The following is a 12239-nucleotide window of genomic DNA, read 5'->3' as shown; positions in this document are numbered from 1 at the left end:
AGCGTTTTCAGGAAGGGACTAAACTCTTGGTGCTTCATTGCCATTGAACCAGCCTGGGCGGTACTCGCTCCAGGTCAGTTGCCAGAATCCTTCATGCTTGCGACGAAGTCGCATCCGGTAATGCGCGCCATAGAGAGGCGTGCCATCTTGCGTGTGTGAGTTTCCAGGAATGACTCTGCCGACAATCATTTCCGCTACACCCTTTTCCTCGTCGGACTTGATCTCCAGCACGTCCGCGAAATGCTGCATCCACGGCCAGGGCCTGCGAAACTCTTTGAAGGAGCCGATGATCGCGTGGCGCCCTTCAATAAGGCCCATCGGTTGGAAATCGCCAGCGGCGTCGTTGGTAAAGCAATGAGCAAGCAGCTGCATGTCAGCCTGATCCAGCGCCCATGAGTAACGAGCGTAGGTTTCAGCAATACATTCCGCACTGGTCACCGAAGCCGTTGAGTTAGGGAAAGCAAGCCATGGCGAATTCAGCTCGCTAACGATGGTCGGGGCTGGGTCGCCAATCCTCCATCCGTCGTCACCTGGTGGAAGCTGCCAGTGAATTGCAAGCGAGTAGTCCCCGGTTATCCAATTCAAGGCAATCAGCACGCTGTCGAGGCGCCAGGTGCCTGCTGTCTTTTTCATAGAGCCTGTGACAGTCATTCCAAATCCGAGCGTGGCCGACTTTGTGGCTTTGCTGATATGGCCATAGGCGTAGAAACTGAAATTGGCGTCGGTTTCTCCACCACCCACATAGTGATTGGTTGCCTTCACTGAAAAGCCATCAGCCTTGGCACGGTCTTGCTGGAAAGCTCTGACAATCTTGCGTCCACCCTCATGAGCGGACATGTGGCTTGTTACCAGCTGGCAATTGTCAGTGAACATATCCCCAGCAGATTCCCAATAACCGCTCTCCCAGGCTTCCAGAAAGGTGGCTATAACGCCCTTAATGTCGGTGCGATCACTTGAGCCGGTCACTGGGTCACCTGCGAGACAGGTTGGCCTATGGGAAAGTGTGGCAGGACATACTCAGCCATCTCCTCCAGGACATCAGCGGCTGGTCGCTGCAGAGGTTTGATATTCAGTGCGACGTGTGAAACACCTTCATCCTGTTGCCGTTTCCAGAGATCCACGAGAGCATTACGCCCGATCCTTATTCCGTTGTAGCCGCGTTCCAGCGGTGTGCTCGGATCCTTCGCCAGATCGAAAAACGTCGCGTAGCCGTATGGTTTTGCATTGCCGGTCTGACTGGCAGAACGGAACTCGCGGATGAGGCCGGGCAAACGATTGAAGTCGCTCAGATGCCAAATCCAGGCATCGGCATTATTGGCTATCCACTCAAGCGTCTGACGGGCCCGGCCCACGACAATCATTGGGAGTCGAGGGCCAACTGGCTTGGGTACCATGTCTAGCAAGCCTTCCAGCTGGCCGAAAAGTTTGGTTGAGACGCTTGGGAAGCTGTTTTCAGTGACTGTCTTAATCAGCTCGAAGCCTTCCCGGTATCGTTCTTCTCTCGCTTCGAAATCAATCCCGAATGCTGGATATTCAATCGGGCGATCTCCGCTGGAGAGCCCTAACAAGAATCGTCCACCGGTGAGCTGGTCAACCGACACAGATTGTTTAGCAACGATCAACGGCTCGCGCAGTGGAAGAACGATTCCTGTCGTTCCCAAAGCAATTTTTTTAGTTACGGCTGCCAAATATCCAAGGTAGACGAAGGGGTCGATCATCTGCCCGGTGTCACCAAAGCTTGGATCGTAGAAGGGCACGTCCCTCATCCATAAACTTGCAAAACCAGCCTCATCCGCGATTCGAGCAAGGCGCTGATGATCCTGCAAAGTAGGGAACGGCGAATTTGGGTAGCCTTCCAGAGGCATGATGTATCCGAAGGTGAGGCCTTCGGGTTGGAACACTCGCGAATAGGCCGGGTGAGCTGCAAGCTCGGGACTGAGCTCAAGGGAAGGGCTGAGAGAAGTCATTGCTAAACCTCATTATTTCAAGCCGATCACTACTGTGTAAGCGGCTTTCAGATGAACAGGTCTGCATGGTAGTGAAGGTATTGGGGAAAATGTGTCCCCTCTGATGGGGCGCGATCCACTGGTGGCCGCTATCCACTCAATGAAAAATCTGCTGGGTCAATCGTTTGAACTCGTCCGCAGTAGGCGTCTTAGATGAGTCGCGGCCTTCAACGGGATGAGTCTTACGCGCTGTGACGAGTGGTCACAGATGGTGTGAATTTCTGAGTATTCTCCTGTGCGAGAGCATCACCTACTCTCACTCAGCGATTGAAATCCTGGCTCGCTCGCCAGTCACACGTTGAGAGAAATTATAATGAATACGCCCGTTAAACCTGATGAACTTGCCATTCCTTATGCTTTGCCGCAGGTGCCTTTCATGTCTCCAGACATGGTGCATCCAGGCGTTATGACCACTTGGCTCGAAGACGATAATCTATGGGTGCCTGTCACCAAGTCAGTATCTTTCAAACCACTGTTGCTGAGCGTGAGCGGTGGGTACTACATCAACTTGCTCCGAGTGCGGCAGAGCGGGGTTTTGTCACGTCACCGCCACTCAGGTGCAGTGCATGCGATCGTGTTGAGGGGGCGTTGGTACTACCTCGAACACGATTGGGTTGCTGATGAAGGCTCCTTTGCATTCGAGCCGCCAGGGGAGACTCACACTCTGTTCGTCCCTGAAGATGTCGAAGAAATGATTACTTGGTTCCACGTTCAGGGTGGCTACACTTACGTCGACCCACAGGGTGTCGCGGTCGGCTATGAAGACGTTTTCACCAAGCTGGAAGCTGCCCGCAGCCATTACAAAAATTTGGGCTTGCCGGACGATTATATCGAGCAGTTCATTCGCTGATTTTGGTTTAAAAAAAAACGCGCTACGGCGCGTTTTTTTGTGTAGATAAACAGGTGGATTCAGTCGCGTAAGGAGCGTACCGAAATGGATCAATACTCTCAAATGCTAGCCTTCATCTGGTCAACAGAGTGCGGAAGTTTTTCTGCTGCCGCCAGGGCGCATGAGATGACTCCGTCGGCCATCAGTAAATTGATAGCGCGGCTAGAGGATCGGCTTCGGGTTCGACTTTTCCAGAGGGGTTCTCGAGTCCTCACTCTGACGGAGGAAGGGGCTGCTTATCTGCGCAGTGCGAAAGCTGTGGTTGAGGCGATGAGTGAAGCTGACTCTCTGGCAGAAGGGCTTCCTTCAAGGGTCAGTGGCACGCTTCGCATCCACACGATGACCTCTTTTGCGAAGCAGCAGATCGTGCCTTGGTTGCCGGAATTCCTCGACACTTATCCCGGTCTTGATGTCGAGATTCAGTTAGGCGCTCAATTCGTTGACCAGTTCGAACAAGGATTGGACATAGCCATACATAGCGGGATTATTCCGAGCTCTTCCAGAATCGCGAAGAAGATCGGCGAGTGTGAGTGGTTGCTGTGTGCTTCGCCTGACTACCTGGAAAAGTATGGAACACCGCAGCAGCCGAAAGACCTGATGAACCATCGATGCTTCAATTTCAGTTTTGCCAGTCCCTGGAACAAATGGGCCTTTATCCAAGATGGCCTAGGTGTGACGACCCCTGTAAAGCCTCGGGGATCGTTTACCCAGGGTGAGTTGCTAAGAGACATGGCCAAATCAGGCGCGGGTATAGTTCGCCTTGCAGATTTTCACATTGGAAAAGACATTCAGGAAGGCTCACTGGTGCTCCTGCTTGATGAGTACAAAGCGGAGATCCGGGAGCCTATTTACCTGCTCTATTCAGACAGAAAGCATCTGAGTCCTCGCATCCGAGTGTTCATCGAGTTTTTCCATGAAAAATGGATGGCACATCCATGGAATGTCGTGAGAGGACTACCCAAAGCGACTTGATAGCCACTACGGCACCTCCGCCAATTTTCATTCTGCCCACGCGCTAACCCGCAACTATGGCTCCTAGGCCAGTGAACCACTGATCCACCTCGCCGGTAACTCTGTCGCCTGCTCTCTGCTCAACAGATCAATCTAAATCTGAAACCTATTCCCCCGAAATTACGTAGCCGAGGTTTCGCTGGGGCTCCTCTCATTTTGTGCCACTGACCTGTTCCTGGCGGTCACAGCAGGTGTGCTTTGCCAGCTATATTCAGCCCTGAATTTGAGCCATAACCTCTGTCCATGGTGAGCAGTACGACAAGTGCTGAATCATCTCGGATGTTGAGGCGTATGTGTGCAAAACACCGATCCTCAGCCGGAGAATAAAAATAAACACCCGGAGATATCCCCATGGGATTTGCTCAAGACAAAATCGAAGCGTTACCTGCGGTCAATCGTGTGCCGAAAGGAGCAGGTGCAGCCTCGTGGGGCGCGATGGCTCTTTTGTGGCTCGTGTATGCCATGGATGCCAACTCCCGCCAGATGTTCTTTATGGTATTGCCCTCCATCACCAGCGAGTTCAAGACAAGCGCTGAGCTGACTGGACTGCTTGCCGCTTTCATCACGATCGCTACATCTTTGATAGCCGTGCCTTGCATGATTTGGGCTGATAAAGGCGGTCAGGGATGGATGCGAAAATACCGCCACCTGCCAATCGTGATTGCTTACACGCTATTCACCTTTCTGACCGGCCTCAATTTCTTGACCGGCTCGCTTGGAGTGCTTGTCGCGCTGCAAGTGATGTCTCACGCATTTGGCGGTGCTGGCGAAGCCATCGAAGTCACCTCCTTGTCCGAGTGGTGGTCGAAGGAGCGCCGTGGTTTCGCCCTAGGACTTCATCACACCGGATACCCTTGGGGCACATTGATCGGTGGCTTGGCGATCAGTGCTCTACTCCACGCTTACGGCCCGGAAAATTGGCGCTTTGCATTCCTGCTGTTCCCTGTACCGATGATCATCATCTTTTCGGTCTACTGGTGGTTCAGTACGAAGAAGCGTTACGAGTCCTTTGTTGAACACGCTCAAGCAGTCGGTGAGACCCCTCCATCAATGGAGGCGGTACAGGGTGTGGTGGAGGTGCCCAAAGGCGCGTTCAAGTCTGCGATGAAAAATCCGAACATCTCTGCTATCGCTCTAATCTCGATGTTCGCAATCGTTGGCTACTTCGGCATCAGCTTCTGGCTACCTCAGTACCTGGCTTTTGTTGCCCATTACAACTTCGCGGAGGCGGCTGCTTACTCGGTGCTCTTCACCATCACCGGCGGTATTGGCCAGATCGTTTGGGGATGGATCTCAGACCGTGCAGGCCGAAAACTTTGCCTAGTGCTTGTTTTCGCGTGGCTTGCGGTGGGCATGTACCTCTTCAAATACTCATCCGTCAGCCTGACTTGGCTTATCGCGATTCAGTTGTTTGCTGGGTTCGCGATGAACGCGCCCTACACGTTGCTGTATGCCATTGCGTTTGACTCTGCGAAGCAAGGCACGACTGGCCTGGCGGGCTCAATCGTCAACGTCGGTATTTACGCCGGTGGCTTTGGGCCATTCGTGATCGGGATGTTCATCGGCGCAGGTGGTGGCTTTGAGCAGGCTGCGGGCTACAACTACGCGCTCTACTTTATCTCCGGTCTCATGGTACTGGCGGCCATCATCACCATTTTCTTCACCCGAGAAACTACCGGCTGGTTCCTTAAGTACGACAAGGCGCTGGTATCGAAGTCCTCTTGCAACATGGGTTTGTAACGAACCGATCGTACCTGCACTTACAAGAAAATCCCCTTGGGGATAGCTAAAGCTAGGAGAAAGTCATGACCCTTATTAATGATGCCAAATGGTTGAGCCAATTCGCCGACGAGTTAAACGGTGATGCTGATTGGACTACCGCTGCTCGCTATTTTGATGGGCGCATTCAATTCAAGCACAGCACAGGTTTTTCAACGCTTGCGGTTCTCGCCGGTAAAGTCGTTGCGGTTTACCCGGAAGGAAGCCCGTTGGGCGCTGACATCATCGTGTCTGGTGCTGATGATGAGTGGCAGCGCGTTCTTGACGGAAAGATCGACTGGTTTGAAGCGTTGTCCCCTGGATTGGGAAAACTTGAGCTTGAGGGCAACGTGGTCGCTGCATGGCAGTACGTAGATGTGATGGCCCGCGCGTTCGACGCAATGAAGCGTGTAGGGAAAGCCAATAATAACCCACCAGTCTCGTACTCTCCCGGGCCTAAGCCGTCGGGGAAAGAGACGGTAGGACGGTACATTACTGTTGATGGAATTCGCGTTTACTACGAAGAATCAGGGGAGGGGCGTCCACTCGTTTGCTTCCACGCGGCATCACAAGATTCTCTAATGTACAGGCACGTACTGGACGGTCTCTCAGATGAGTTCCGCGTCATTGCAGTTGACGCCCCTGGGCACAGCAAATCAGAGCTGCCCGAATCAGGCCCATTCCACAGCCTCACTCGCCATGCGGAGTTCAACGAACATCTTATGGAGGCCTTGGGACTTGAGAAGCCCGCCATCATGGGATGCTCCATGGGCGGCAATCTGGTGCTGGAATTGGGTGCACGTCGACCCGATGCGTACAGTGCGATCATTTCAGCCGAGGGGGCAGATTTCACCCCAACGGTTTCCGAGTTCTTCCTCGATATGCTGCTCATGAATGGGCCAGAGATCATCGGTGCCTGGTCGCGTTCGATGACGGGCAATCGCACTCCACCTGATCGTGCAAGGGAGGTGGTGTGGCAGATCTCGCGCACCACGCCGCAGGTGATGAAAGGTGACCTGACAGGCTATGCGAACTTTGATCAGCGGCAACAAGTTGGAAAGATCAAAGCGCCTGTTTTACTTCTGCGCGGTGACGCCGATTGGTTGGTGTACCAAGAGAAGGTTGAGGAAACGGCATCTCGAATTCCTGGCAGTAAGATCGCCGTGCTCGCAGGTACTGGCCACTATCCAATGACTGAAAACCCATTGGAGTTCTGTGACACGGTACGCGCTTTCCTTCGTGAAGCGGGTCACGGCCACGCAGGCTGAAAGATCTGATTGAGGAGCCCGCTCGTCAGGCGGGCTTTTCTGCGTTTATTTAACGCAAAGGTTCAATCCCGAAAAAAACCTTTTCTATTCCCGCACAAAAACCTAAAGCGCGCCGACCCACTGAGGCTCAGGCCGTTACGGGAGCTATCTCGACCCTCGAATCCCTTCCATAGCCGATCGTCAGACGATCAGAATTATTTGCTTGTGATCTGTGATCACAGCGGATAGCATCTGTCTCAGAGCGAACATCTGAGCGTCAGCATGGTTCACCAACCGCTCAAACGATTACTCCTAAACATAAATACAAAATTTGGAGAACATCATGCGAAGTACAACTCCATCTGCGACAGAGCGTGGCCCCATTGCAATCGTTGGCGCGGGCCTGATTGGGAGAGCTTGGGCGATTGTTTTTGCTCGGGCAGGACATCCGGTGCGTTTACACGATATGGATCTGCAGACAATGCAGAACAGCCATGCCTACATCGAAGCGAGGCTTAATGAGCTCGCAGAATTCGATCTTCTTAATGACGCGCCCCTCACCGTACTGGCACGCATTACTTGCGTTCCCGACTTGGCTGATGCGCTACGTGACGTGGTGCTCGTACAGGAAAACGTTCGGGAAACGGTGGAGGCGAAAATCGATATCTTCAGTCGAATGGATGCGTTGGCGCCCAAGGCCGCGATTCTTGCCAGTTCAACTTCATGGTTACCGGCCTCCGAGTTCACTAAAGATCTACCAGGGCGGGGGCGCTGCGTAGTTGCACACCCTACCAACCCACCTTACTTAGTTCCTCTTGTGGAGCTTTGCCCTGCGCCGTGGACAGAATCTGAAGTGATGATTCGAGCGCATGAGATCTACACCGCAGCAGGGCAGAGCCCTGTCGTTCTATCCCGAGAGATCCACGGCTTCTTGTTGAACCGAGTCCAAGCAGCAGTCCTCAACGAATGCTTCAAATTGCATGAGGAAGGCTTTGCTAGCTCTGAGGATATTGATCGGGTGCTCAAAGATGGACTCGCCCTCCGCTGGTCATTTATGGGCCCCTTCGAAACCATCGATCTCAACGCCCCTGCCGGCGTATCTGACTATGCCAAACGCTACGGTCAGCAAAATCGCGAAACGATCAATTCCGAAAATGCTTTTGATTGGTCGGAATCAGCAGTCGCCCGAGTACATGACGAGCGCCGCCAAAAACTTGAACTCGAAGGAATTGCGTTGCGATCCGCCTGGCGTGACCGCCGCCTTATGGCTCTCGCTGCGCACAAGCGTCAAGCACCAAATTCCTGACGGCATCACTTCATCCTGAACACCAAAATATAAGTTACCAGGAGGTCACCATGGCTCGTAAAGTCATCATCACTTGCGCGGTCACCGGCGCAATTCATACACCTTCCATGTCCCGTTACCTGCCGGTAACACCAGGTCAAATTGCCGAAGCGGCGATTGGTGCCGCTGAGGCTGGCGCCTCAATTGTTCACCTACATGCTCGTAATCCAATTGATGGCAGCCCCTCTCAGGATCCGGAACTGTTTAAGCAGTTTCTGCCGGCTATCAAAGAGGCTAGCGATGTGGTGATCAACCTGACTACAGGTGGCGCACCGACAATGTCGCTTGAAGATCGACTTCGTCCAGCACATCAGTTCAAACCGGAAGTGGCCTCACTGAACATGGGCACGATGAACATGGGGCTTTACCCAATGCTCAATCGGTTTAAGGAGTTCAAACACGCTTGGGAGGAACCATACCTCGCCGGCAGCCATGACCGCATTTTCAAAAATACATTTACCGACATAGCCCACATCCTCGAGTCATGCAGTGAGAACGGTACCCGTTTTGAAATCGAATGCTATGACATTGGGCATCTCTACACCGCTGCACATTTCATTGATCGCGGCCTCATCAAACCCCCATTTTTGATCCAATCGGTTTTCGGCATTTTGGGCGGTATCGGCGGTCACCCTGAGGACGTCCTGCATATGCGTCGCACAGCTGATCGTCTTTTCGGAGATGACTATCAGTGGTCGGTTCTTCCAGCAGGAAAGCAGCAGATGAGCATTGGTGCTCAATCAGCCACGCTTGGAGGACACGTGCGTGTGGGTCTTGAAGACTCGCTTTGGGACGGGCCGGGCCAATTGGCAAAAAGCAACGCAGATCAAGTCTTGCGTATGCGCAAAATTCTCGAAGGGCTTTCACTAGAAGTGGCGACACCTGCTGACGCGAGAGAAATCCTGAAGCTCAAAGGTGGCGATAACGTCAATTTCTAAACGCGGGTATTCATCCCCGTAAAGCCTATCTAGAGGATATTTTGATAACTAAAGGTCGCGGCACAACACTCGCGCCTTAGCACCTTATCCTCATGAGGAGAAAATGAACCATGTTAGCTACGACCCATACAAAAACACAAAAGGGACAGTCGCTGAACGCTTTAATGTTTCGCAAACTAATGCCGATGTTAATCTTTGCTTACGTTATAAGCTTTCTAGACAGAACTAACATTTCACTTGCCAAAACACACATGGCAGTAGACTTGGGTATTTCCGCTGCCGCCTACGGTTTTGGTGCTGGGCTCTTCTTCCTTACCTATGCACTCATGGAGGTACCCAGTAACCTGATCATGCACCGGGTAGGTGCCCGACTCTGGATCACCAGGATCATGATCACCTGGGGGTTGTTGTCTGCCGGTATGGCCTTCATTACCGATGAGACTACGTTTTACATTGCCCGCGCGCTACTGGGCGCAGCTGAAGCCGGATTGTTCCCAGGTGTAATGCTCTATTTAACCTATTGGTTTGGTCGTGAGCAAAGGGCACGAGCCAGTGGCTATTTTCTAATCGGGGTCTGTCTCGCGAACATCATCAGCGGGCCGGTTGGCGGGCTGCTGTTAGAGATGGATGGAATCTGGGGTTGGCACGGCTGGCAGTGGCTGTTCTTCTTGGAGGGAATTCCAGCTGTTCTATTCTCCGTCGTGATTTGGCGCAAGCTTCCGGACGGCCCATCTACGGCAAGTTGGCTATCAAAGGAACAAGTCACTGAAGTAGAGCAAGTTCTGAAGAAAGAACATGATGAAGAAATCGCCTCCGGCAATGTAGGTCATTCTTTTAAGGGCGTTCTTAAAATCCCTCAGATTTGGCTTGCGATCGCGGTGTACTTCCTCCACCAAGTTAGTGTGTATTCGGTAATTTTCTTCTTGCCGGGCATCATTGGCACGTATGGAGGCTTGTCATCGTTACAAATAGGATTGTTAAACTCAATCCCATGGATCGCAGCAGCACTCGGGGCAGCGTTTCTTCCAAAGTATGCAACTACTCCGAAAATTTCACGCAAAATAATGTTCGGTGGGCTGCTCCTGATGTCGGCTGGATTGACCCTCGCGGCCTTTACCACTCCACTGATAGCTCTAATAGGATTCACTCTTACGGCATCGATGTTTTTCGTTGTTCAGCCTGTGATATTCCTCTTTGCCAGTTCAAGACTGGCGGGGGCAGGTATGGCGGCGGGTCTGGCGTTAGTGAATACCTTTGGTATTACTGGTGGTTTCTTCGGCCCTTCACTTCTGGGGTTCGTTGAACAAACTACTGGGAGTACGAAGAATGGACTCATTATTGTAGCGGCTCTTTTAACGCTCGCGGCATTCCTGAGTTTGAAACTACGTCAGGCACAAGAAACGATTACTACAAAAACGCGGGACAACATTGTATTGCCCCAGGCTGCGCCGTGTATTACTGATAATGCGAGGACAAAATGAAGAGTACATCCCTGGCACTTAAACTACATCCCGACGATAATGTTGCAATCGCACGCGCTTCGATACCTCAAGGAACCGTGGTTGCGGAGTTCGGTAATATTGTGGTGCTCGCCGATGTGCCCGCAGCGCACAAAATCGCCCTTGCACACGTAAACCCAGGTGATCCTGTTCTGCGTTATGGCCAGATCATTGGCTTTGCTACTAAACCCATTGAGCCAGGCGATTACGTGCATACGCACAATCTGGAGATGGCGACGTTCGAGCGAGACTACGCGTTCGGCGAGGATGCCAAAGTCGCGTCGCCTGCAGCCTCTCCTGTGACATTCCAAGGTTTCGTCCGCGCTGACGGGCGAGTAGCAACTCGAAACTACATTGGTGTAGTGAGCACTGTGAACTGCTCCTCCACTGTTACCAAAATGGTGGTTGAACACTTCTCGCGAAACGGTGTGCTGGATGCTTACCCAAACGTGGACGGTGTGGTGCCGATCACCCACAGCTTCGGTTGCTGCATAGAGCACAATGGCGAGGGGGTGAACCAACTGCGGCGCACGCTAGGCGGTTTCATCAAGCACGCCAACTTCGCTGGCGTGGTCGTCATCGGCCTTGGCTGTGAAGCCAATCAAATGGGTGCGCTGTTCATGGCCCAGGGCATCGAGACCGGCAAGCTTATCGCTCCCGTGGTCATCCAAGACGTTGGCGGAACTCGCAACGCAGCGGATGCCGCCATTGCCGCCGTGGAATCGATGCTGCCGGTTGCCAACGAGTGCCGACGCGAGCCGGTCTCGGCGCGGCACCTGACCGTGGCGCTCCAGTGCGGCGGTTCAGACGGATACTCGGGCATCACGGCCAACCCCGCCCTCGGTGTGGCTGTCGATATGCTCGTAGCGCAAGGTGGAACTGCCATCCTTAGCGAAACGCCGGAGATCTACGGCGCTGAACACCTGCTGACTCGTCGCGCTGCAACCCGTGAGGTCGGCCAGGGTATCGTCGACCTTATCAAATGGTGGGAAAGCTACGCAGACCGCGAAAAAGGCAGTATTGATAACAACCCCACGCCTGGTAACAAGGCCGGCGGCCTGACGACCATTCTCGAAAAGTCTCTAGGCGCAGTTGCCAAAAGTGGCTCCTCAGCACTCATGGGCGTTTATCGTTACGCTGAGCCCATTACAGTCCGAGGCTTGGTGTTCATGGATGCGCCTGGCTATGACCCGATGGGAGCCACTGGCCAAATCGCCAGCGGCGCAAATCTCGTTGCGTTCACCACCGGACGCGGCTCGTGCTTTGGCGCCAAACCTGCTCCTTCGATCAAGCTTGCGACGAATACCAAAATGTACACTCGCATGAAGGATGATATGGACATCAACTGCGGGGATGTCATGGATGGCGACGCCACCCTTGAATCGAAGGGTAAAGAGATTTTCGACATGCTCATACGAGTGGCTTCTGGAGAAAAATCTAAAAGCGAGGCGTTGGGCGTCGGCAATGAAGAAACAGTGCCTTGGATGATCGGCGCTCAAATGTAATAAGCGAGCGAAAAAAGAGGCGCCCTGATACCAGGCGCCTC

General features: G+C 53.1%; 10 protein-coding genes. 8 read left to right on the top strand and 2 right to left on the bottom strand.

Going from position 1 to position 12239, the window contains the following annotated elements:
- Positions 1–18: 18 nt before the first annotated feature.
- Together SB725_RS08975 and SB725_RS08970 are read right to left on the bottom strand one after the other, a co-directional pair.
- Positions 19–966, bottom strand: a complete 948-nt coding sequence (locus SB725_RS08975; protein WP_410921630.1) for a nuclear transport factor 2 family protein — start codon at positions 964–966, stop codon at positions 19–21.
- Positions 963–1967 carry an LLM class oxidoreductase gene (locus tag SB725_RS08970; protein ID WP_150784088.1) on the bottom strand — a complete coding sequence of 335 codons (1005 nt, stop codon included), beginning with the start codon at positions 1965–1967 and terminating at the stop codon, positions 963–965. Before SB725_RS08970 ends, SB725_RS08975 begins: the two co-directional genes overlap by 4 nt.
- 352 nt (positions 1968–2319) lie before the next feature.
- Between SB725_RS08970 and SB725_RS08965 the strand changes: the two genes are divergently transcribed.
- From SB725_RS08965 to SB725_RS08930, 8 genes are all read left to right on the top strand, one after another.
- Positions 2320–2856 (top strand): 2,4'-dihydroxyacetophenone dioxygenase family protein, encoded by a 537-nt coding sequence (locus SB725_RS08965; RefSeq protein WP_410921629.1) that lies wholly within the window; start codon positions 2320–2322, stop codon positions 2854–2856.
- Between the two features lie 84 nt (positions 2857–2940).
- Positions 2941–3867 carry a LysR family transcriptional regulator gene (locus SB725_RS08960; protein WP_410921628.1) on the top strand — a complete coding sequence of 309 codons (927 nt, stop codon included), beginning with the start codon at positions 2941–2943 and terminating at the stop codon, positions 3865–3867.
- A 390-nt stretch (positions 3868–4257) separates the two neighbouring features.
- Positions 4258–5646, top strand: coding sequence for an MFS transporter (locus tag SB725_RS08955; RefSeq protein ID WP_410921627.1), 1389 nt, complete (start codon positions 4258–4260; stop codon positions 5644–5646).
- A gap of 65 nt (positions 5647–5711) precedes the next feature.
- A complete protein-coding gene (locus SB725_RS08950) occupies positions 5712–6932 on the top strand; it encodes an alpha/beta fold hydrolase (protein ID WP_410921626.1) in 1221 nt (406 codons plus the stop codon).
- A 322-nt stretch (positions 6933–7254) separates the two neighbouring features.
- Complete coding sequence (locus tag SB725_RS08945; protein WP_410921625.1) at positions 7255–8217, top strand: 3-hydroxyacyl-CoA dehydrogenase; 963 nt, start codon at positions 7255–7257, stop codon at positions 8215–8217.
- Positions 8218–8267: 50 nt separating this feature from the next.
- Positions 8268–9194 carry a 3-keto-5-aminohexanoate cleavage protein gene (locus tag SB725_RS08940; protein ID WP_090404154.1) on the top strand — a complete coding sequence of 309 codons (927 nt, stop codon included), beginning with the start codon at positions 8268–8270 and terminating at the stop codon, positions 9192–9194.
- Between the two features lie 110 nt (positions 9195–9304).
- Positions 9305–10675: an MFS transporter gene (locus SB725_RS08935; protein ID WP_090404151.1), complete on the top strand. Its 1371-nt coding sequence runs from the start codon at positions 9305–9307 to the stop codon at positions 10673–10675.
- Positions 10672–12198 (top strand): UxaA family hydrolase, encoded by a 1527-nt coding sequence (locus SB725_RS08930; RefSeq protein WP_027620501.1) that lies wholly within the window; start codon positions 10672–10674, stop codon positions 12196–12198. The genes SB725_RS08935 and SB725_RS08930 overlap by 4 nt, the downstream gene beginning before the upstream one ends.
- The last annotated feature ends 41 nt before the right edge of the window (positions 12199–12239 follow it).

It is taken from the genome of Pseudomonas sp. SIMBA_041 (genome assembly GCF_046535095.1).
In the GTDB taxonomy this organism is placed as follows: domain Bacteria; phylum Pseudomonadota; class Gammaproteobacteria; order Pseudomonadales; family Pseudomonadaceae; genus Aquipseudomonas; species Aquipseudomonas mucoides.
This window is presented reverse-complemented; position numbering and strand designations above follow the sequence as displayed.

Coding starts and splice junctions, on each gene's coding strand:
- SB725_RS08970 (WP_150784088.1), bottom strand. CDS start 1,967: ATGACTTCTCTCAGCCCTTCCCTTGAGCTCAGTCCCGAGCTTGCAGCT.
- SB725_RS08965 (WP_410921629.1), top strand. CDS start 2,320: ATGAATACGCCCGTTAAACCTGATGAACTTGCCATTCCTTATGCTTTG.
- SB725_RS08960 (WP_410921628.1), top strand. CDS start 2,941: ATGGATCAATACTCTCAAATGCTAGCCTTCATCTGGTCAACAGAGTGC.
- SB725_RS08955 (WP_410921627.1), top strand. CDS start 4,258: ATGGGATTTGCTCAAGACAAAATCGAAGCGTTACCTGCGGTCAATCGT.
- SB725_RS08950 (WP_410921626.1), top strand. CDS start 5,712: ATGACCCTTATTAATGATGCCAAATGGTTGAGCCAATTCGCCGACGAG.
- SB725_RS08945 (WP_410921625.1), top strand. CDS start 7,255: ATGCGAAGTACAACTCCATCTGCGACAGAGCGTGGCCCCATTGCAATC.
- SB725_RS08940 (WP_090404154.1), top strand. CDS start 8,268: ATGGCTCGTAAAGTCATCATCACTTGCGCGGTCACCGGCGCAATTCAT.
- SB725_RS08935 (WP_090404151.1), top strand. CDS start 9,305: ATGTTAGCTACGACCCATACAAAAACACAAAAGGGACAGTCGCTGAAC.
- SB725_RS08930 (WP_027620501.1), top strand. CDS start 10,672: ATGAAGAGTACATCCCTGGCACTTAAACTACATCCCGACGATAATGTT.